This is a genomic window from Vibrio sabulosilitoris (assembly GCF_055391395.1).
The window spans coordinates 1,758,601-1,779,702 of the sequence record NZ_AP029599.1 but is presented as its reverse complement, the minus strand read 5'-3'; the positions used below and the strand labels follow the sequence as shown (position 1 = coordinate 1,779,702).

The 21,102-nt window shown below is 48.5% G+C and carries 19 protein-coding genes and 4 tRNA genes; 11 read left to right on the top strand and 12 right to left on the bottom strand.

Annotated elements, in window-relative coordinates:
- Window positions 1-16: 16 nt before the first annotated feature.
- The 7 genes from ACZ5R2_RS08435 (at window position 17) to ACZ5R2_RS08405 (ending at window position 6,600) form a co-directional block, all read left to right on the top strand.
- Window positions 17-1,636, top strand: coding sequence for an ABC transporter substrate-binding protein (locus ACZ5R2_RS08435; RefSeq protein WP_464901838.1), 1,620 nt, complete (start codon window positions 17-19; stop codon window positions 1,634-1,636).
- A complete protein-coding gene (locus tag ACZ5R2_RS08430) occupies window positions 1,636-2,598 on the top strand; it encodes an ABC transporter permease (protein WP_464901837.1) in 963 nt (320 codons plus the stop codon). The genes ACZ5R2_RS08435 and ACZ5R2_RS08430 overlap by 1 nt, the downstream gene beginning before the upstream one ends.
- Window positions 2,585-3,472: an ABC transporter permease subunit gene (locus ACZ5R2_RS08425; protein ID WP_464901836.1), complete on the top strand. Its 888-nt coding sequence runs from the start codon at window positions 2,585-2,587 to the stop codon at window positions 3,470-3,472. Before ACZ5R2_RS08430 ends, ACZ5R2_RS08425 begins: the two co-directional genes overlap by 14 nt.
- On the top strand, window positions 3,472-4,479 hold the full coding sequence (locus ACZ5R2_RS08420) for a peptide ABC transporter ATP-binding protein (protein WP_464901835.1): 1,008 nt from the start codon (window positions 3,472-3,474) through the stop codon (window positions 4,477-4,479). Before ACZ5R2_RS08425 ends, ACZ5R2_RS08420 begins: the two co-directional genes overlap by 1 nt.
- Complete coding sequence (locus ACZ5R2_RS08415) at window positions 4,476-5,261, top strand: peptide ABC transporter ATP-binding protein (protein WP_464901834.1); 786 nt, start codon at window positions 4,476-4,478, stop codon at window positions 5,259-5,261. The genes ACZ5R2_RS08420 and ACZ5R2_RS08415 overlap by 4 nt, the downstream gene beginning before the upstream one ends.
- Window positions 5,262-5,404: 143 nt before the next feature.
- Window positions 5,405-6,313 (top strand): 1-aminocyclopropane-1-carboxylate deaminase/D-cysteine desulfhydrase, encoded by a 909-nt coding sequence (locus tag ACZ5R2_RS08410; RefSeq protein ID WP_464901833.1) that lies wholly within the window; start codon window positions 5,405-5,407, stop codon window positions 6,311-6,313.
- Window positions 6,307-6,600 carry a DUF1496 domain-containing protein gene (locus ACZ5R2_RS08405; RefSeq protein ID WP_464901832.1) on the top strand — a complete coding sequence of 98 codons (294 nt, stop codon included), beginning with the start codon at window positions 6,307-6,309 and terminating at the stop codon, window positions 6,598-6,600. The genes ACZ5R2_RS08410 and ACZ5R2_RS08405 overlap by 7 nt, the downstream gene beginning before the upstream one ends.
- A gap of 84 nt (window positions 6,601-6,684) precedes the next feature.
- Here ACZ5R2_RS08405 and ACZ5R2_RS08400 read toward each other — a convergent pair whose 3' ends face one another.
- Window positions 6,685-7,704, bottom strand: a complete 1,020-nt coding sequence (locus tag ACZ5R2_RS08400; protein ID WP_464901831.1) for an MBL fold metallo-hydrolase — start codon at window positions 7,702-7,704, stop codon at window positions 6,685-6,687.
- 146 nt (window positions 7,705-7,850) lie between these two features.
- On the opposite strand from ACZ5R2_RS08400, the gene ACZ5R2_RS08395 reads away from it, so the two are divergent.
- Window positions 7,851-8,474: a TetR/AcrR family transcriptional regulator gene (locus tag ACZ5R2_RS08395; protein WP_464901830.1), complete on the top strand. Its 624-nt coding sequence runs from the start codon at window positions 7,851-7,853 to the stop codon at window positions 8,472-8,474.
- 107 nt (window positions 8,475-8,581) lie between these two features.
- On the opposite strand, the gene queD is transcribed toward ACZ5R2_RS08395, so the two are convergent.
- Entirely contained in the window at window positions 8,582-8,941 is a 360-nt protein-coding gene (gene queD, locus ACZ5R2_RS08390) for a 6-carboxytetrahydropterin synthase QueD (RefSeq protein ID WP_464901829.1), read from the bottom strand.
- Window positions 8,942-9,254: 313 nt separating this feature from the next.
- On the opposite strand from queD, the gene asnS reads away from it, so the two are divergent.
- Window positions 9,255-10,655, top strand: coding sequence for an asparagine--tRNA ligase (gene asnS / locus ACZ5R2_RS08385; protein ID WP_464902338.1), 1,401 nt, complete (start codon window positions 9,255-9,257; stop codon window positions 10,653-10,655).
- Window positions 10,656-10,919: 264 nt separating this feature from the next.
- The gene (locus tag ACZ5R2_RS08380; protein ID WP_464901828.1) at window positions 10,920-11,585 is read left to right on the top strand and encodes a hypothetical protein; all 666 of its coding nucleotides are present in this window, start codon (window positions 10,920-10,922) and stop codon (window positions 11,583-11,585) included.
- 124 nt (window positions 11,586-11,709) lie between these two features.
- Here the strand turns inward: ACZ5R2_RS08380 and ACZ5R2_RS08375 are convergent, their stop codons facing one another.
- The 3 genes from ACZ5R2_RS08375 to pheS form a co-directional block, all read right to left on the bottom strand.
- Window positions 11,710-12,303 (bottom strand): pentapeptide repeat-containing protein, encoded by a 594-nt coding sequence (locus ACZ5R2_RS08375; protein ID WP_464901827.1) that lies wholly within the window; start codon window positions 12,301-12,303, stop codon window positions 11,710-11,712.
- Window positions 12,304-12,380: 77 nt separating this feature from the next.
- On the bottom strand, window positions 12,381-14,768 hold the full coding sequence (gene pheT / locus ACZ5R2_RS08370) for a phenylalanine--tRNA ligase subunit beta (RefSeq protein ID WP_464901826.1): 2,388 nt from the start codon (window positions 14,766-14,768) through the stop codon (window positions 12,381-12,383).
- 18 nt (window positions 14,769-14,786) lie between these two features.
- Window positions 14,787-15,770: a phenylalanine--tRNA ligase subunit alpha gene (pheS, locus tag ACZ5R2_RS08365; RefSeq protein WP_464901825.1), complete on the bottom strand. Its 984-nt coding sequence runs from the start codon at window positions 15,768-15,770 to the stop codon at window positions 14,787-14,789.
- 432 nt (window positions 15,771-16,202) lie between these two features.
- Between pheS and ACZ5R2_RS08360 the strand changes: the two genes are divergently transcribed.
- Window positions 16,203-16,763 (top strand): porin family protein, encoded by a 561-nt coding sequence (locus ACZ5R2_RS08360; protein ID WP_464901824.1) that lies wholly within the window; start codon window positions 16,203-16,205, stop codon window positions 16,761-16,763.
- A gap of 144 nt (window positions 16,764-16,907) precedes the next feature.
- Here the strand turns inward: ACZ5R2_RS08360 and ACZ5R2_RS08355 are convergent.
- From ACZ5R2_RS08355 to uvrY, 7 genes are all read right to left on the bottom strand, one after another.
- Window positions 16,908-16,983, bottom strand: a tRNA-Gly gene (locus ACZ5R2_RS08355).
- Window positions 16,984-17,022: 39 nt separating this feature from the next.
- Window positions 17,023-17,109: transfer RNA gene (locus ACZ5R2_RS08350), tRNA-Leu, on the bottom strand.
- A 104-nt stretch (window positions 17,110-17,213) separates the two neighbouring features.
- A tRNA-Gly gene (locus tag ACZ5R2_RS08345) sits at window positions 17,214-17,289 on the bottom strand.
- Between the two features lie 3 nt (window positions 17,290-17,292).
- A tRNA-Cys gene (locus tag ACZ5R2_RS08340) sits at window positions 17,293-17,366 on the bottom strand.
- A gap of 321 nt (window positions 17,367-17,687) precedes the next feature.
- The gene (gene pgsA, locus ACZ5R2_RS08335) at window positions 17,688-18,245 is read right to left on the bottom strand and encodes a CDP-diacylglycerol--glycerol-3-phosphate 3-phosphatidyltransferase (protein WP_464901823.1); all 558 of its coding nucleotides are present in this window, start codon (window positions 18,243-18,245) and stop codon (window positions 17,688-17,690) included.
- A gap of 48 nt (window positions 18,246-18,293) precedes the next feature.
- Window positions 18,294-20,153, bottom strand: coding sequence for an excinuclease ABC subunit UvrC (gene uvrC, locus ACZ5R2_RS08330; RefSeq protein ID WP_464901822.1), 1,860 nt, complete (start codon window positions 20,151-20,153; stop codon window positions 18,294-18,296).
- Between the two features lie 54 nt (window positions 20,154-20,207).
- Window positions 20,208-20,852, bottom strand: a complete 645-nt coding sequence (uvrY, locus tag ACZ5R2_RS08325) for a UvrY/SirA/GacA family response regulator transcription factor (protein ID WP_438460081.1) — start codon at window positions 20,850-20,852, stop codon at window positions 20,208-20,210.
- Window positions 20,853-21,102 lie beyond the last annotated feature (250 nt).

Below are 21,102 nucleotides of genomic sequence, written 5' to 3'. Positions count from 1 at the left end.
TTTATCTGTTTGCGCTATGAAAGCACTGACTCGTTTGACATTCGCCCTAGTTGGGGCCAGCACACTCGCTGGATGCGGGAAGCCAATCGAACACACTAAAATCCGCCAACAAGGATTTACTTTTTGTGGTCAAGGGATCCCTGAAACCTTCAATCCACAATTGGTTGATCACGGCATCACTGCCGAAGCGATCAGCCCGCAGCTGTTTGATACCTTGCTGGTCCTCGACGCCGAGTCTTATCAACCAAGAGCGAATATTGCTACTCACTGGAGCACCAACGCCGATCGCACCGAGTACATTTTTCACCTGCGCGAGGATGTTGAGTTTCAAACCACCCAGTGGTTCACTCCAAGCCGGCCACTCAATGCAGATGATGTGGTGTTTAGTTTTGAACGTATCTTTGATAGTCAGCACCCGTTTCATTATACCGGTGGCGGGCTCTACCCTTGGTTCAGTAGTATCAACTTTGCCGGTTTGGTTAACTCGGTTGAGTCGCTCGACTCGCACACGGTCATTTTTCGCCTGAGCCGCCCTGATAATGCCTTTTTGTCTAATATTGCGACCTCATTTGCGGTGATCCACTCTGAGGAGTACGCACGGACACTTGAGATTACTGACAACAAACACCAACTGGACAGCCATCCGGTTGGTACCGGTCCATTTTATCTCGACGACCATCAGATCAATGACTTGGTTCGCCTCAAGCGTCACGATGGTTATTGGAACGGTCCGGCTAAGATGGAACAAGTGGTGTTTGATATCTCAGTGCGCGGCACCGGTACTTTAGCAAAATTACTGCGTAAAGAGTGCGACGTACTGACCTCTCCTATCTCAAGTCAGCTACCCGTGATAGAGCAGCAAGATGAGTTAGTCCTAGAAACCAAGCCTGCGATGAATGTGGCCTACATCTCAGTGCATACCCAACACCCAGCGCTCAGCGACCCACGTGTACGCAAGGCCTTGAGCCTAGCCATCAATCGTAAAAACATCCTCGATTCAGTCTATTACGGCACAGGTACCCAGGCGTATACTCTTTTGCCCCCCAATTCTTGGGCTTATCAAGAGGATAGCGTGCAGGTGCGTTATGATCGTAACTATGCCCTTGGCTTGTTGCGCGACGCTGGTTACGAGAGTGGGCTGACTCTGGTTATGTCAGTACCACTTGAGCCCAAAGCCTATAACCCAAGCCCCAGAAAAACGGCCGAGCTTATCCAAGCCAATTTTGCTGATATCGGGGTTGAGTTACATATCATCACCGATGAGCGCTATGGGCGCAGTGATACTGCGCAAGCGGGACGCTTCGATTTGATGCTCACAGGATGGATTGGCGATACAGGCGATCCAGACAACTTTTTACGCCCACTACTCTCTTGTGACGCAAAACAGGCCGGGGTGAATCTCTCTTCATGGTGCAATCAGGATTTCGATTTTTTGATTAACCTAGCACTCGAAGTCGATAAACCACGCTATCGCACTAATATCTACCGTCAGGTACAAAACCTGCTCAATCAAGAGGTACCGGTGATCCCAATCGCGCACGGCATGCACTTTCAAGCGCACCATCAATCACTGCAAGGTTTTCGTATGAGCCCTTTTAATGTCCAACCTTTCAATGCAGTGGAGCGAGTCAAGTAATGTTTATCTACACCATTCGTCGCTTTAACTTGTTCGTGATCACCATGATGATCATTACCATGGTGGGGTTCAGTATCTTGCGCCTTGACCCACTCTCGCCATGGAGTCAGGCCGACTTTTGGTCCGGTTGGCAAAGCTATCTTGGCGAGCTGATTCAGCTTGATTTTGGTGTGAGTAAAACCGGCGTGCCGATCACCGAAGATTTAGCGACTGTTTTCCCAGCCACTATCGAGCTGTGCCTGATGGCGTTCATCTTAGCGCTTGTGGTCGGGATCCCACTCGGCACTCTGGCCGGTATGCGTCAAGGAAAGTGGCAGGATATCTCAATTTCATTTTCAGCCATGGCGGGCCAATCCGCGCCCGTCTTTTGGGTTGCCCTGCTACTCATCATGGTGCTGTCGTTGAATATGCAATGGTTTCCCGTTTCTGGGCGCTATGACCTGTTGTATGAGATCCCACATGTGACCGGATTTGCGATCCTCGATGCATTCATGATGGAGAGTGAGTATCGCGCTTATGCCTTGCAAAGTGTGGTCGACCACTTGATCTTGCCAGGTCTGGTTTTGTCCTTATCCCCTACTATGCAAGTCATCGTTTTAATGCGTGCCTCGGTCGCTGAGGTGATGAAGAAAAACTACATTCGCGCAGCGCGGATCAAGGGTCTCTCTGCTTATGAGATCATCACTGAACATGTCTTACGTAACGCGATTCCACCGATTATTCCTAAAGTCGGCGTCCACCTGTCGAGCATGCTGACGTTAGCCATCATCACTGAGACGATTTTTAACTGGCCAGGTATCGGGCGTTGGCTCCTTGAGGCACTGAACAATCAAGATTTTGTCGCCATTCAAGCCGGTGTAATTGTCATCGCCACCCTTGTACTCAGTGCCAATATCCTCTCTGACTTGTTCGGCGCAATGATCAATCCACTGGTAAGGAAGGAATGGGATGCTAAGCAGTAATATCTATCAAGAAGAGAAGATCCCAACCCAGTTTGAGCGCTTTTGGCGTAGTTACCGCGCCAACAACCTGGCGATGTTCAGTCTGTGGTGCTTGCTATTTATCAGCATTATTACTCTCGGTGCTAACTGGCTGACACCGCACGATCCACAAGCTCAGTCTGGCTTTTTGCTGTTACCACCCTCTTGGAGCCCTGAGGGGACCATCGACTACTTCTTGGGCACTGATGATCTCGGTCGCGATATCTTGTCACGCTTGATCAAAGGGGCACAACTGACCTTTGGTGGCGCAGTCGCGATCACTGTTATTGCCGCCATCGCTGGCTCACTGATTGGGGTGCTGGCCGGAATGACTTCTGGCCTGCTCTCGAGTACACTAAACCACTTGCTCGATACCGTGATGTCTATCCCGTCTCTGCTGCTGGCGGTGATTTTCTGCGCGTTTCTCGGCTTTGGTGAGGTAACCATCCTCCTAGCAATAGGGCTGGCACTGATCCCACGCTTTATCCGCTCAGTCTATATCTCAGTGCACAATGAGATGGAAAAAGAATACGTGATGGCCGCGCGCCTTGACGGGGCCAATCACTTCTACTTGCTTGGCAACTCTATCGTGCCCAATATCCTGCCCGTGTTTGCCGCCGAGTTTACCTTTGCTTTGTCTGCGGCCATATTAGATATCACCGCACTGGGCTTTTTAGGACTTGGGGCTCAGGCACCGAGTTCTGAGTGGGGCGCAATCTTGGGTGACTCGGTGGAACTGATTTTTATCGCTCCATGGACAGTGACCCTGCCAGGACTTGCGATCATGTTTACTGTAATCTTGATTAACTTGGTGGGCGATGGTGTTCGCCAAGCCCTCAACGCTGGAGTTGAATAATGCCGTTACTTGATATTCGACACCTAACGATAGAGATCGAAACTCCACAAGGGATAGTGCGCGCGGTTGATCGCATGAGTTTAACCCTTTCAGAGGGTGAAATCCGCGGCCTGGTGGGTGAGTCAGGCTCAGGTAAAAGCTTGGTCGCCAAAGCCATTGTTGGCGTGTGTAAGGAAAACTGGCGCGTGACCGCCGATAGAATGCGCCTGGGTGATATCGACCTTTTGCAACTGACGCCACGTGAACGTCGTCGAGTGATCGCACGTGAGGTCGCAATGATCTTCCAAGAGCCCTCTACTTGTTTGGACCCATCCGAGGGTATTGGTCGTCAGTTGATTGAGTCTATCCCTTCACGCATGTTTGAAGGACGCTGGTGGGAGCGCTTTCAATGGCGACGTAAGCAAGCGGTCGCTCTGCTACACAAAGTAGGTATCAAGGATCACAAGCGCGTCATGGACAGCTACCCCTATCAGCTCACGGATGGAGAGTGCCAAAAGATCATGATCGCGATGGCCATCGCCAACAAACCTAAGCTGCTGATCGCTGATGAACCAACCAACGATCTCGATCCCATCACTCAGTCGCAGATCTTGCGCTTACTAAGCCGGATGAACCAACTGCAAAATACCTCAATCTTGTTGATTGGGCATGACTTATCCACCATTACTCAGTGGGCACATCGCATCACGGTGATGTACTGTGGTCAATCCGTTGAGTCCGCCAGCACCAAGCGCCTGACTCAGGCGCCTAAGCACCCTTACACGGTCGCTTTGCTTAATGCGATCCCTGACTTTAGTCAGTGGGTGCCCCATAAGCAGAAGCTGCAATCACTGCCTGGCTCAATCCCGCCATTGAAACACTTACCGATCGGTTGTCGCCTAGGACCACGCTGCCCTTATGCTCAGCGTGATTGTGTCGAGATGCCACGTACAACTCACCTGCGTGACCACAAGTTCGCTTGTCACTTCCCGCTCAATATCGAAAAGAAAATGGAGAAGAAAGCATGAGCGCTTTACTTGAGGTTCAAGAGCTAACCAAACACTTCACCAACCGCTCCGGTTTTTTTCGCAAATCAGTCAAGCACGCGGTCAAGCCAGTCAGTTTCACTTTAGAAGCAGGTCAAACCATAGGTTTTATCGGTCAAAACGGCTCAGGCAAGTCTACTTTGGCTCGGATGCTAGCGGGTGTAGTCGAGCCGTCATCTGGTGCCATCTCGGTAAATGGTGAGGAGTTGGCTCACAAGGACTTCTCTACCCGCTGCAAGCTCATTCGGATGATCTTTCAAGACCCAAACACCTCCCTCAACCCACGCATTCAGATTGGCCGGATCCTGGAGGGACCGCTTAAACGCAACACTAGCATGTCACCAGAAGCCAGGATGGCGCGCGTTAAGGCCACTTTACTTAAGGTGGGACTGCTGCCAGAGCACGCCTATTTTTACCCACAAATGTTAGCAGCCGGCCAAAAGCAGCGTGTCTGTCTCGCGCGCGCTTTGGTATTACAACCCTCAGTGATCATCGCTGATGAGGCCCTCAACGGTCTGGATATGGCGATGCGCTCGCAGATCATTAACCTGTTTCTTGAGCTGCAAGAAGAGATGGGTGTGGCGTTTGTCTATGTGTCTCAGCATATCGGTATCGTCAAACACATCACCGATAAATTGATGGTGATGCACGATGGTGAGGTGGTTGAAGCCGGGGATACGCAAGAGATTTTCGCTCATCCACAACATCCGGTGACTCAAAGGCTGATTGAGAGCCACTTTAGTAAAGCGCCAGGCGTTAAATAAAGAGTCGAGAGGCGAGTTGATTGTGGTCGCTGTACCTATCGGTGAAAAACACTTTTTGTTGCTCGGGGTTTGAGATCTTTTTGGTTGATCGCTATGATGTGCGGCCGATTTTCTGAGGGGTGGATATGCCCCTGTGCAGCACTATGAAACTAAAACACAGCCCGGTTACCCTGCATCAATTTGATGGTCTGTCTTTTCATCTAAAGCGAGATGATAAGCTCCACCCCCTTTTTAGTGGTAACAAGGCACGTAAATTCAGTCGCTTACTTAGCAATCCGCCAGCCAATATCGATACCATCATCTCGTACGGCTCAGCTCAGGCTAATTCACTCTACTCTTTAGCAGGGCTCGCCAAGATCCATGGGTGGTCACTAGAGTATTATGTGCATAACATTCCTGATTGGCTTAAAAGGCAGCCAATCGGTAATTATCGTGGGGCACTCGAGCTTGATGCGACGATCATCCCCGTCAACGAAAGCGAGCATGCGCTGCATCCTGCTGAGTATATTCGTCAGATCCGCCAGCCCAATGAGCGCTGCCTAGTGATCCCCGAAGGTGGGCACTCTCCGCTGGCAGAAGAAGGCATAAAACAGCTCGCGCAAGAGATCCTTGAATACACCTGCTGCCAAAGAAAACCATTTGCCGTTGCTCTTCCGTCCGGGACTGGAACCACGGCACTCTATCTGCATAAACACCTGAAACCTTTTGGAATCGAAGTACTCACTTGTGCGTGTGTTGGTGATGCTCAGTATCTGACCGAGCAATTTCGTCAGCTAGGTGAGGATGATCATCCAACCATTCTTGAGTTGGACCACAAGCACCATTTTGGCCGTTTAAACCCTGATGATTACGAGATCTGGTGCCAGCTAGAAGAGCAGACTCGAGTTGAATTCGATCTGCTGTATGATCCACTGATGTGGCGATGTTTACAACAATGCTGGGCTGCAAATCACGATCGAGAGCTTCTCTATATTCACCAAGGTGGTATTCTAGGAAATGAGAGCATGTTACCTAGATACCAACGTGAATATGGAGTTAAATCAACATGGTAGGATTTAAACGCTCAGCAACAATGGCGCTGATTGCCGCGTGTGTATATTCGGGCTCTGCCCTTGCTAACTCTACAGTAACCCGAGCGTCAGTGGGAAACTCCGCCAATCGCCCAGTCGTTGTCGTCGATAATGCTCAGATGAGCCAGCGCGTTTGCTACTACGAAGGGCAAAAGTACTCACTCGGCTCTATCATTGAGACCGCCAACCACTTACTTGAGTGCCAAGCCGACAATGACTTTGAACTCAATGGTGCGCTGAAATGGGTTTTGGTCAGCAACGATAATTGAGAGACGAGAAGCGAGAGGCGAGGCAGCTGACGCGGTAGGCCACTCGCTCTTCGAAAAGAAGTGTTACTCGCTTCCCTCCCCTGATTATTTTTTCTGCCACCAAAAACTGAGTGGTTGATTCTCGCCAATAATCAGGCGCTCGCCCATTTGTGGTAATACCATAGTTACGCCTTGTTGGTTAGCATGTTCAAGTGCGCGGTTGATCGGCTCTTGCCAATCGTGGATAGCTAAGTCGAATGTGCTGTTGTGGATGGGGAACATTACCTTGCCTTTGAGGTCTAGGTGCGCTTGGACACTCTGCTCTGGGAACATATGGATCTGTGACCATGCTTGGTTGTAGGCACCGGTTTCAATCAGGGTCAGATCAAACGGGCCGTACTTGTCACCAATCTGCTTAAAACCTGAGAAATAACCAGAATCTCCACTAAAGAAAACACGCTGGCTGGTCGCTGCAATTACCCAACTTCCCCATAATGTGTGGTCTCTATCCAACCCGGTACGTCCAGAAAAGTGCTGAGTTGGGGTGAGCGTATACTCAATGCCATTGAATACATGCGACTCCCACCAGCTCAACTCGACAATTTTATCCTCTTCAATGCCCCAGTTACGCAGATGTTTGCCAACTCGAAGCGGTACAAGAAACAGTGAGACCTTGGCTGCCAACTGCTTGACTGCAGTTCTATCAAGGTGATCATAATGATCGTGGCTTATTACCACCACATCGATACTGGGTAACTCTTCGACGGTTATTGGTGCTTGATGAAATCGCTTTGGTCCGGCCCACTGCACGGGTGAGGCACGGTCACTGAATACCGGATCGGTCAGCACTAATTGTTGATCAAGTTTCAACAGCACGCTGGAATGCCCAAGGCGAAACACACTGTTTTTTTGCTCGGTTTCTACTTGTTCACGACTCATCGACATAACGGGTAAATCAAAGCTTGGCTCTGGCTCGTCTCGTTGTGCGGTCAAATACATCTTGGTGATGTCGTAAAGATTCTTTAGACCCGACTTGTACACCATTTCCGAATTTTTGAATTTCTTCGGTAACTGGACTGAAACCGCATCACCTGCAGTTGCACAAGACATTTGAGTTAACGCCATAATTTTCGCTCCTAGTAGCAAGAGGTAAACAAGTAATCACTGTCAATACAAGTAAACTACACTGGACAGTTTACACACAGGAATACCAAAAGTAAACCGGCTAGTGTAGAATGGATTTTCGCAAACCTATGAGACGGACGAATGACATGACGGTGACAAAAAAAAGTCGCAGTGAACTAAAACGAGAAGCGATCCTAGAGGCTGCAAGAGCGTCATTTCTAGAGTTTGGCGTAGCAAATACCAGTATGGATAAGGTGTCAGCCTTGGCGGGTGTTTCAAAACGCACCGTATACAATCATTTTTCTTCTAAAGAGCAGCTAGTCGTAGCACTGCTCTCATGTCTGTGGAGCAATCCTCAAGCACTGTCGGAGCGTTATCTGACCCAAGATACCGATTTAAAACTACAATTGACGGATGTTATCTTTGAGCAAGTGATGACAATTAGTGACCCAAGCTATGTTGAGTTGTCACGAGTGGCGTTTGGTCACTATCTGTTCAAACCTGAAGAGCTTAAGCTGCAAGTAGCCGCCATCGACAAGCAACAAAGTGTGATTTACCAGTGGCTAGATCACCAGTGCAAACACAAGCGTATCGCCTTAGCGCGAGACGAAGTCTCACTGGCATCTGAGCAGTTGCACAGCCTGCTGAAAGGTACGGCCTATTGGCCTCAACTGATGGGTATCTGTGATCCGCTTGATGAAAAAGCCGCTCGTATGCTCGCTCAGCAAACCGTTGAGTTATTCTGGTCGCGCTATGGACAAACCCAGTAACAGACCTTGGAATAAGTTCGGTCATCAAGAGTGTGATTGGATGTATAAAGGTTAACCTAGATTAACCTTTATACATTGACTGGCTTTTTCGATTAAGAAAAGCGCAATTAGCCTGTGTAGATACAACCCGCAGTACAGGTCTCTTTGATCTCTACTTTGCTCAGCAACGGTAAACTGGGCTTGAGTTGGTCCCAGATCCATTTTGCCAGAACCTCACTGGTTGGGTTCTCCAAACCCTCGATATCGTTTAGGTAGTAGTGGTCCAAACGATCATAAATTGGCTTGAATGCGGCTTTGATTTCTGCAAAGTCGACCACCCAACCTGTATGAGGGTCAACTTCCCCCTCGACGTACAGACGAACTAAAAACGAATGCCCATGAAGACGACCGCATTTGTGACCCTCTGGCACATGTGGTAGATGGTGTGCAGCGTCGAACATAAATTCTTTGTACAGCTCGGATCTCATTTTATTACCTAGAAACGTTAAAAGAGCGCAATTCTATGCAGCTCTCGGCCTGATCACAAGTTCATCACGCAGTAAATTTGTTGCTATTCTTAAATCTAAACCGAATCTCAGCTCACCTGTTACTCAAGGGGAAAAAAATCCTAACGGATAAGCCAATAAGGGCTTGAAGCTGAGGATTTGCTAGGTAATATGGTCGTTTGATTCAAAATTTTAATCTAACTTGATGTTTTGCCTATTTTTCAACCAATAACTGGTGATTTTTGTAGCAAGGCATCTGGTTAATATGCATCCCTTAATGGAGAATGAAATCAACATGACTTACGCGCCTGTTAAAGACGTACTTGGCGGCAAGCTCGCGGTCGACAGTGAAGTGACTGTACGCGGCTGGATCCGTTCACGTCGTGATTCCAAAGCTGGAATCTCTTTCCTTGCCATTTATGACGGCTCTTGTTTCGACCCGATTCAGGCCGTGGTCCCTAATAATCTTAATAATTACGAAGACGAAGTGCTGAAGCTAACCACTGGCTGCTCTGTTGAAGTAACGGGTAAGGTTGTTGAATCTCCTGCTAAAGGGCAAGACTTTGAACTTGCAGCAACTGGCGTCAAGGTTGTCGGCTGGGTTGAAGACGCAGACACCTACCCAATGGCAAAAACACGCCACTCAATTGAGTACCTACGTGAAGTGGCTCACCTTCGTCCTCGCACTAACGTAATTGGCGCTGTGGCTCGCGTACGTAACTGCCTATCTCAAGCAATTCATCGCTTCTACCACGAGCAAGGCTACATCTGGGTATCTGCACCTCTGATCACTGCATCAGATGCGGAAGGCGCTGGTGAGATGTTCCGCGTATCGACGCTGGATATGGAGAACTTGCCGCGCACTGAAGAAGGCAACGTCGATTACAACGAAGATTTCTTCGGTAAAGAGACGTTCCTAACCGTTTCTGGCCAGCTGAATGCAGAGACTTATGCGTGTGCACTAAGCAAGGTTTACACCTTCGGTCCAACGTTCCGTGCAGAAAACTCAAACACCAGCCGCCACCTAGCTGAATTCTGGATGGTTGAGCCAGAGGTTGCGTTTGCTGACCTTGATGACGTGGCTAAGCTGTCTGAAGACATGCTTAAGTATGTCTTTAAGGCGGTTCTAGAAGAGCGTCGTGATGACCTTGAATTCTTTGCTCAGCGTATCGACAAACAAGCAATCACTCGCCTAGAGCAGTTTGTGGCGTCTGATTTTGCTCAAGTGGATTACACCGATGCCATTCAGATCCTGCTAGATTCTGGTCGTGAGTTCGAGTTCCCAGTTGAATGGGGCATCGATATGTCGTCTGAACACGAGCGTTACCTAGCTGAAGAGCACTTCAAAGCACCGGTTATCGTTAAGAACTACCCGAAAGACATCAAGGCTTTCTACATGCGTATGAATGACGATGGTAAGACGGTCGCAGCGATGGACGTACTTGCACCAGGTATCGGTGAGATCATCGGTGGCTCGCAACGTGAAGAGCGTCTAGACGTGCTTGATGCGCGCATGCGTGATATGGGAATCGATCCTGAGCACATGAGCTGGTATCGCGACCTACGCCGCTACGGCACAGTGCCACACGCTGGCTTTGGTCTAGGCTTCGAGCGTCTGGTGTCTTATGTAACAGGTATGGGCAACGTTCGCGACGTGATCCCATTCCCACGTACACCTCGTAGCGCCAACTTCTAATTGTCGCTCACGTACCACTTTCAAGGTATGGTATTCAAGGCTCAGCAATTGCTGAGCCTTTTTCTTTGTGGTAATAACCGTGATCTACACTGGTGCAATCAGTACAATCATTTAACATATTGTACGACAAGATTACACAGCAATTACAACACTTTAAATATCTCTGAGAACCATTTCTCGTTTGCCAACAAGGCTCTTGCACTCGTACCGTAAAGGTGATTATCTATAACTAGGGCGACTCAAACAAGGATGTAAAAGAAGCTCATGGGTTTGGCTATTTCGTTTTTATACGCAACACTTTCGCTGGTTTACTGTTTTGGTCAATATGGTCAGCGCGAGAAATCATTGATCAAACTAGCGAGCATTCGCGCATGCTGCTGGCTACTGCTTGTCTTAGGCATAGAACTGTTTGCCGAGCCTAGCACCTATCAGCGTCTAGTACAGATCTCATTTTTGCTCAACACCGCTGGTGAGTTCTTTATTTTTTTCCGTCGCCGTAAAGCGATCATCTCAGCGACGTTTTACCTAATGGTCATTGCCAGCTTCTGCCGCAGCGCTGCACTATGGCTTTTGATCTATCATGATGTCACCAATGGAATCGAGCTAAGCATACCTGCATTTATCATTTCGATTTGTGTGCTGGTGTGGATGATTGTCTATCCGAACTTCACTGAGGGAAGGGATTTGCTGCGCGCCTATACCTTGGTCTTTTTCCTTCAGACGTGGGCTTCACTCGATCTTGCCATTCACCATGCTGATTGGGCTCACAGGCTGTTGCTGATCTCAACCGCAGGCTATTTTTTCTCATTCTGCCGTTATTATGCACAGGCGTTTATCGAAAAGAGTTTTGTTAAGTTACATTGGGTGCACTTTATCTCGAATGCGATTATGGCGGCGTCAACGGTATTGATCGCCGGTGCCCATATGTAGCCGTCAAGCAGTCAGAAACGTTTAAAAAGGGCGTGTTATCACGCCCTTTTTAACAGCGGATATTTGACACTTCCATTGGCTAAGATGACATTGAAGGGATAAGTGAAGTAGTTTATCGACCAGTTTAATCTACTAAGTCTATACCAAGTCCCTCGAGCAAACTTAAAGCCTCATAGCGGGTAAAGCGCGCTCCTTTGAGCTGATTTTCTAATACATTGATAGCAAAACTGTGTGAATCAGAAAAATCCACGCTAGATAAGTTGGTGCGCATAAATTGACTGTGACTAAAATCACTGAGTGTCATGCTTGATTGAGAAAAATCGCCCTCGCGAAAATCAACGTCATGCACCTTGCATTCTTCTAAGGAAAGATCGTGGAGTGTCAGACCAAAGAACGAGCTGTCATTGAGAATGCAGCGGGTAAATGCCAACTCAAAGTCAACATGATAGCTTGCCCATGATGCTCGGGTCCAATCCACCCCAACAAGCTTGCAGTCACGAAAATTGAGTCCAAACAGCGTACTATTGGTCAGCCTAACCAGGCTCAAATTACATTGTGAAAAATCGCAGTTAACGAACTTACAGTTAATAAATTCACTGTTGGACAAGTCACAATCGATAAATTGACACTCTTCAAACTCTACATCTCGCAATACTAACCCCGAAGCATCCTCAGCCTTATATTGTTCTTCATAGTACTCTTGATGGTTGCTAAACATCTTTCTGCCCTTTCCATTGCCTACAAAAAAAGCCCAGAAGAGTCTTCTGGGCTTAGTCACTACATTATGAGTCAAGTCTAGTCACGCAGTGATGCGCCAAACTTCTCTGAAACGTGTGCAACGATAGCATCAACCGCACCAGCGATATCTGCGTCTTCAAGCGTGCGCTCAAGTGATTGTAGAGTCAGGGCGATAGCTAGGCTCTTCTTACCTTCTTCAACGCCTTTACCAACGTACACGTCAAACAGCTTAGCGTCGGTTAGGAACTCGCCGCCTTGCTCTAGACACGCTTTAACGATGTCACCTGATGCCACTGCTTCGTCAACTACAACCGCGATATCACGACGGTTGGCAGGGAACTTAGACAGCTGTACCGCTTCTGGGATCACTTTAGTGTTGATTGCTGACCACTCGATCTCGAACACGATAGTGCGGCCGTTAAGACCGAACTTACGCTCAAGCTCAGGGTGAACCGTACCAATCACGCCCACTTCTTTGCCATCAACGATAATTGCCGCTGATTGACCTGGGTGAAGTGCTGGGTGCTTAGTCGCTGCGAACGAGTAGGCTTTTTCGTTTGCAGACAGCTCTAGAACCGCTTCTAGGTCACCTTTAAGGTCAAAGAAATCAACCGTGTTAGTCTCGATGTCCCAGTGCTCTTCGCTGCGCGTACCGGCAATCACACCCGCCAACATCGGCTCTTGACGCATGCCGTTTTCTGCAGACTCACACGGAATGAAACGCAAACCGTATTCGAACAGACGAACACGTGGCTGCTGACGCTTCTGGTTGTGCACGACTGTGTTAAGCAGGCCTTGGATTAGACCTAGGCGCATCGCTGACATTTCCACTGAGATTGGGAAAGGCAGGATCAATGGCTCAACACCAGGAACAACTAGTTTCTGCTGCTCTGGCTCAACGAAGCTGTAAGTGATTGCTTCTTGGTAGCCACGATCAACCAGCAGGTTACGCACACGCTTAAGTGGCAGGTCCGCTTCAACGTGGTTGTGCATCTTGAGTGCAGCTACTGGGTGCTGGTTAGGAATGTTATCGTAACCGTAGATACGACCCACTTCTTCAATCAGGTCTTGCTCAATCGCGATATCGAAACGCCATGTTGGCGCAGTTGCGCTCCAGCCCATGTCGGTTGTTTCAACAGTTAGACCCAGACGCTCTAGGATCTCAACCACGTCGCTATCGGCAATGTGGTGACCTAGTAGACTATCTAGCTTAGTGCGACGTAGAGAAACAGTGTTCGCTTTTGGTAGGTCTGCGTCTGACTCAACGCCAACCACTGGCGCCACTTCACCACCACAGATTTCGATTAGAAGCTCTGTTGCACGCTCCATAGCGCTCGCTTGCAGTGCGAAGTCCACACCACGCTCAAAACGCATTGATGAATCAGTGTGCAGGCCGTAGCTACGTGCGCGACCACGGATATGGTCTGGTGCGAAGAACGCACACTCAAGCAGTACATCTTTTGTCTCAGTGGTTACACCAGACTCTTCACCACCAAAGATACCCGCGATAGCTAGGGCTTTGTTGTGGTCAGCCACAACCAGTGTACCTGCGTTTAGCTCAACTTCGTTGCCGTCTAGTAGAGTCAGCTTCTCGCCTTGCTCTGCCATACGTACCACGATGCCGCCTTCAATCTTCGCTAGATCGAAGGCATGCATTGGCTGGCCTTGCTCTAGCAGCACGTAGTTGGTGATATCAACTACAGGGTCAATCGAGCGGATACCACAGCGGCGCAGTTTCTCTTGCATCCACAGTGGTGTTTCGGCTTGAACGTTGACGTTCTTCACCACGCGACCTAGGTAACGTGGACACGCTGCAGGTGCTTTCACATCAATAGACACAGTGTCTTCGATAGTGTTCGCTACTGCTGCTACTGCTGGCTCGGTTACGTCAGCGCGGTTAAGTACGCCCACTTCACGTGCAAGGCCACGGATGCTGAAGCAGTCTGCGCGGTTAGCCGTAAGGTCAACATCGACAGTCACATCGTCAAGACCCAGGAATTCACGAAAATCAGTGCCGATAACCGCATCTTCTGCTAGCTCTAGAATGCCATCTGATTCTACATCGATGCCAAGCTCTGAGAAGGAACAAAGCATACCGTGTGATGGTTGACCACGCAGTTTTGCTTTCTTGATTTTGAAATCACCTGGAAGAACTGCGCCAACCGTTGCAACCGCAACTTTTAGCCCTAGGCGACAGTTAGAAGCGCCACAGACGATGTCTAGCAGCTCTTCTGCGCCAACATCGACTTTCGTTACGCGCAGCTTGTCTGCATCTGGGTGTTGGCCACACTCAACCACTTGACCGACTTTAACGCCAGTGAAAGAGCCCGCCACAGGCAGAACGTCGTCTACCTCTAGGCCAGCCATTGTAATTTGGTGCGTAAGCTCGTCAGTTGATACAGACGGGTTTACCCACTCACGAAGCCATGATTCGCTGAATTTCATTGTGATGAACCCTCTGGATTACTTGAACTGTTTTAGGAAACGAAGATCGTTCTCGAAGAACGCACGTAGGTCGTTTACGCCGTAACGCAGCATAGTCAGACGCTCAATACCCATACCAAATGCAAAACCAGAGTATTTCTCAGGGTCAATGCCTACGGCACGTAGTACCTCTGGGTGAACCATGCCACAGCCAAGGATCTCTAGCCATTTACCGTTCTTACCTTTCACATCAACCTCAGCCGAAGGCTCAGTGAACGGGAAGTAAGAAGGACGGAAACGCACCTCAACTTCTTCTTCAAAGAAGTTACATAGGAAGTCGTGCAGAATACCTTTTAGCTGGGCGAAGTTAACGTTCTCATCAACCAGCATGCCTTCCACCTGGTGGAACATTGGCGTGTGCGTTTGATCGTAGTCGTTACGGTATACACGGCCCGGTGCGATGAAGCGGAATGGTGGTTTGCCATTTTCCATCGTACGGATCTGCACGCCTGACGTGTGAGTACGCAGCATCAAGTCTGGGTTGAAGAAGAAGGTATCGTGGTCAGTACGCGCTGGGTGATCCTCTGCGATATTCAGTGCATCAAAGTTGTGGAATGCATCTTCAATCTCAGGGCCTGATTCGGTGTTAAAGCCTAGCTCACCAAAGAACTGTTCAATACGCTCAACCGTGCGAGTCACAGGGTGAAGACCACCGTTCTCGATACGGCGACCTGGTAGCGTCACGTCAATCGTCTCTGCTGCCAGTTTCGCTTCAAGCTCAGCACGCTGCAAGGCGTCTTTGCGCGCTGCAATCGCTTGTTGAACCACGCCTTTCGCTTTGTTGATCTCTTGACCAGCACTGCGGCGCTCTTCTGGTGGTAGTTTACCTAGGCTTTGAAGTTGAGCCGTCAGCTCACCTTTTTTACCTAGATACTGAACACGCACTTCATCAAGTGCGACTAGCGATTCAGCAGCGTCGATTGCTGCGCCCGCATTAGCAATGATCTCTTCTAGATGTTGCATCGTTTCCTCATCTACCTACACCCATCATCAAATAGGCATAAGTGGTAGTGTCCGTCAGCCAGGAGTGCCCTGACCCACGTTTCCCCGTAGGGATTTCCGGTTTTTCAAGTAGCTGTACATAGTAGCGAAAGACGTCTAGAAATCCAATGTCATTTCGATTAAAACCGCACCAATAGAGCGGGTTAAAGGAAAAATATTTCTGTAATAGGTGAAAAGGAACTTACTACACTCAGCTCACCGTCTATGGCGAAAAATTCTCTCGCTCCTAATTAACGCCACGGCCTACTGACTTATGTTCATCGTCTTTAGCTAATCAACAGCCTACCTTGAAGCTCATAAAACGCCGTAAACATCTGTTTTATAGAAATTTAATATAAAGATCCTTAGCAAAATACCGATATATCGTCAGTACATTCAGCATAAAGCTTTTATATGTTTAACATATTTCTAAATATCAATGGGATGATGATGAAAAACCGCATAATAACTTTAGTCGTTGCTTCTGTCCTTTCTACACCAGCACTAGCAATCGACGGACTTCGTTTGGGAGGCGGCTTTAACACCGGAGAAATCGATGGTGAAGCCTTAGACACTGGATTTAAGCTAGAAGTCGGATACGACTTAGACAGAGTGTTTGGCCTATATGGAAGCATTGGCTTTTTAGATAAAGAAGAGAAGGGCGGCTCACGTAAAGCAACTCTCGACGTACGTATGATAGACGTTGGTAGCGATATCGGTTACGTCTTCGATCTTCAGGGCTCACAAATCAAGCCGTATGCAGCTATTAGCATTACATCAATGAACGTAGAAGGAAAGTTGATTTGTGGGAACTACACTTGTGAACAAGATGACTATACGAAAACAGCCGTAAACTTTGGTTTTGGTTTCCGCTGGTGGCAACAAAACCTTTATTTTGATGGCCGCTTTGATAGTAAAGCAACGAAGAACGAGGATCTCGATACACTCTCCTTCACACTTGGCTACAGATTCTAACCAACCGAGATGCTCTCTCTATAAGGAGAGAGCAAACCTCAACCGCATCGACACTCGCTTCTCGACTCTCGCAGTGCAACGATCTCGCCTCTTTCCACAGGAAACAAAAAAGCCCACTCAAACGAGTGGGCTTTTTTGTAGATTTGGAGCGACACACGAGGTTCGAACTCGTGACCTCAACCTTGGCAAGGTTGCGCTCTACCAACTGAGCTAGTGTCGCATAAATGCTTGGTACAAATTGTATGGCCAATTTGTAAGATGGTGCCCCGGGCCGGACTTGAACCGGCACAACGCGAACGTCGAGGGATTTTAAATCCCTTGTGTCTACCAATTCCACCACCAGGGCACGCAAAACTCTGTCTTGCGATGGTTGACACCATCCTTGATATCGACCCTCATGGGAATCGCTATCATTATTGAAGTGATGCTTTATCCACTCCAATACAAAATTGGAGCGACACACGAGGTTCGAACTCGTGACCTCAACCTTGGCAAGGTTGCGCTCTACCAACTGAGCTAGTGTCGCAAATGGAGGCGCGTCCCGGAGTCGAACCGAGGTCCACGGATTTGCAATCCGCTGCATAGCCACTCTGCCAACACGCCTTCAAACCGCTTCGAGAAACTTAACCGCTCCTCTTGGGTACGGGATGCATTTTTACGGAAACCGCGGTTCGAGTCAAACGTTTTTTTGTTTTTTTTATCCGTTTGAACAATATCCAATCAAAAGTGATAAAAATCACACATTTTGCTTGAATTACCTACAGTTAGCGGGCGCTGTGGGTGTGGAGGAAAACACTTTTGAGAGTCGAGAAGCGAGAGCCGAGAATCGAGATTAGTACCCCTCGCCTCTCGCAGCAACGCGATCTCGCTTCTCGCCTCTTCCCCAAAGGGGAATAAAAAAGCGAGCCATCTCGGCTCGCTTTTTTACATATTCTCTTCGCTCAGCAAATCATCCTTCGCTGCCGCTAAGTACTGGAACATCGACCAGTAAGTGAGGACGGTGGCGACATAGAGGCCGACGTAGCCAATCCAAACCATCCACTCGTCGAATCGCCAGATCAGGAACAACAGGGCCACTATTTGTGAGACCGTTTTAACCTTACCTACCCATGAGACCGCGACGCTAGCGCGTTTGCCTATTTCTGCCATCCACTCGCGTAGTGCTGAGATAATAATTTCACGGGCAATCATAGTAACAGCTGGAATGGTCACCCAGATTGAGTGGTAGTGTTCTGTGATCAAGATAAGCGCGGCGGCTACCAAGACTTTATCAGCAACCGGGTCGATAAAAGCACCAAAACGAGAGGTTTGGCCAAGTTTTCTTGCCAACATACCATCTAACCAGTCTGTTATTCCCGCGATTAGAAAGATCATCGCTGCAGCGAACGGCGCCCAGCTGTAAGGCAGATAGAAAGCGACAATGAATACTGGGATCAGAAAGAGTCGTAGTAAAGACAGAATGTTAGGAATATTTAAACGCATAATTTTTTTGGGCTCTTATCAACTTCGCGTTATGGTGCGAGATTTTCGTTATTGTTTCAATGCCTGATAGATGTTTTCTGCCAAAGAATGACTGATCCCCGGCACTTTGGCGATTTCTTCGACAGTTGCACGTTTTAACTCTTGCAAACCGCCCATGTATTTCAGCAACGCTTGACGACGCTTCGGGCCTATTCCTTCGATGCCCTCTAACGCACTGGTTCGGCGCGTTTTTCCACGCTTGGCTCGGTGACCTGCAATCGCATGGTTGTGGCTCTCATCGCGGATGTGTTGCATTAGGTGCAAAGCGGGCGCATCGGATGGCAGATTGAACTCATCGCCATGATCGGTGATCAAGGTTTCCAACCCTGGCTTACGCGTTACCCCTTTAGCAATACCCACCAAACTTGGACGTTTCGGCCAGTCTTGCCAAAATTTTTCAATCGTATCCAGTGCAGCATTCAGCTGACCCTTACCGCCATCAATAAAAATCACGTCAGGAATTTTATCAACATCAAGCTGCTTTGAGTAACGGCGCCCAAGCGCCTGCGCCATCGCGGCATAATCATCTCCACCGGTAATCCCGGTGATGTTGTAGCGGCGGTACTCCTGCTTCAATGGCCCCTCACGATTAAAGACGACACATGAAGCGATGGTGCTCTCTCCCATGGTATGGGAAATATCAAAACACTCCATACGGGTGAGTGACTCTGTCCCTAACACCTCTTGCAACTCAGTAAAACGCTGATTAATCGTCATTTTGTGATTAATCTTAGTGGTAATCGCAGTCAGTGCATTGGTATTGGCCAGCTTTAAATAACGACCACGCGTTCCTGTTGGGTTGACCTGAAAATACACTCGGCGGCCCGCAATCTCACTCACCGCTTGCGAAATGGAATCAATATCATCACTCAAACCTGAGGTAAGCAGCACTCGAGTAGGTAGTGTGCGCGCCTCATTGTGAGCGAGATAGTACTGAGTCAGGAAGCTATCAAACACCTCACTGCGATCGGTATTGGCGGGTATTTTGGGGAAATGACTGCGGCTACCAAGGATCTTACCTTGTCTAATCATCAAGATATGCACACACGCCACGCCACTCTCAATCGCAAAGCCCAGCACATCCATATCTTCACTCGAGTCCTCAGAGACAAACTGCTGCTCCTGCACTCGACGGATTGCCTGGATTTGATCGCGGTAGCGCGCCGCGTCTTCAAAACGCAGCGCCATACTGGCTTTCTCCATTTTATCCACCAGCAAACTGAGTACCTGCTGATCTTTGCCCTGCAAAAACAGCCTTAAATCGCTGACCAACTCCTGATAATCTTCAGTGGAGATCACCGATGACACACAAGGCCCAGCGCAGCGACCAATTTGATACATCAAGCAAGGCCGGGTGCGATTGCTGTAAACCGTGTCCTCGCACTGACGCACTGGGAAGATTTTTTGCACCAGATGGAGGGATTCTCTCACTGCACCAGAATCTGGGTAGGGACCAAAGTACTCGCCTTTTTTCTTTTTGGCGCCGCGGTGAATCGATACCCGCGGATGTTGGTGACCACTAAGAAAAATAAATGGATAGGATTTATCGTCCCTAAGTAGGACGTTGTACTTAGGCAGATACTGCTTGATGTAGTTATGCTCGAGGATTAGCGCTTCGGTTTCAGTATGGGTAATTGTTACATCAATCTTGGCGATATGGCTGACTAAAGCACGGGTTTTTTCGCTGTCGATCTTGGCGCGAAAGTAACTCGATAGGCGTTTTTTAAGGTCTTTTGCCTTACCAACATAAATCACCTCAGCATCGAGGTTATACATACGATAGACGCCCGGCTGACTGGTGACCGTTTTTAAAAACGCAGTCGAGTCAAATGGCAGATTGGCTTGAGGTGAGGATTGAGAATCAGACATTGGTTGGGTCGTTTAACAAAAAAGACCGCTAGGAATAGCGGTCGTTATTTAATACTACAGCGTCTCAGCATCCAGTATGCCGTGACGGATGGCAAGGTGGGTCAGCTCAACATCACCACCAATGTTTAGCTTACTAAACAATCGGTAGCGATAACTGTTGACCGTTTTCGGGCTCAGATTGAGCTGCTCCGAAATATCAGTCACCTTCTGCCCTTTGGTGATCATCATCATGATCTGTAGCTCACGCTCAGACAGATCCTCAAATGGATTTTCCGACGCTGGAGAAAATTGGCTCAGCGCCATCTGTTGTGCGATCTCTGGCGAGATATAGCGCTGACCACTATTCACCACTCGGATCGCATTGACCATTTCGTCTGGCCCCGCTCCCTTGGTTAAGTATCCTGCAGCACCAGCTTGCATGACCTTAGTTGGGAACGGATTTTCTGTATGAACGGTAAGAACAATGATTTTCACATCTGGATTGAAGCGCAGAATCTTCTTCGTTGCTTCTAAACCGCCGATTCCTGGCATGTTCATATCCATCAAAATGACATCTGCATGATTGCTACGACACCATTTTGCTGCTTCCTCACCGCTTTCAGCTTCCCCTGCTACGTTCATTCCACGGACGTCTTCAATAATACGTCGTATCCCTGTGCGAACCAGCTCGTGATCATCTACAAGGAAAACACTAATCACTCTTGTATCTCCACACTAATACTTTGGTTTGGCACCGCTAACCGCAAAGAATGGTCGGCAGTTTGGTTCGCCATATAAACCCATTGGAAAGAATTTGCTTCCATCGACTATGCTCCTAAATGCACTTTTTAGCAAGCTTTACTGCGCAAAAGTGTCGACAAACTCGTTTTGTATGGGCTGTTTATACCGACAAAAAATCGCTTTTGATCAATTATTTTTGATACCATCCACCAAGAGAATACCCTAAGTG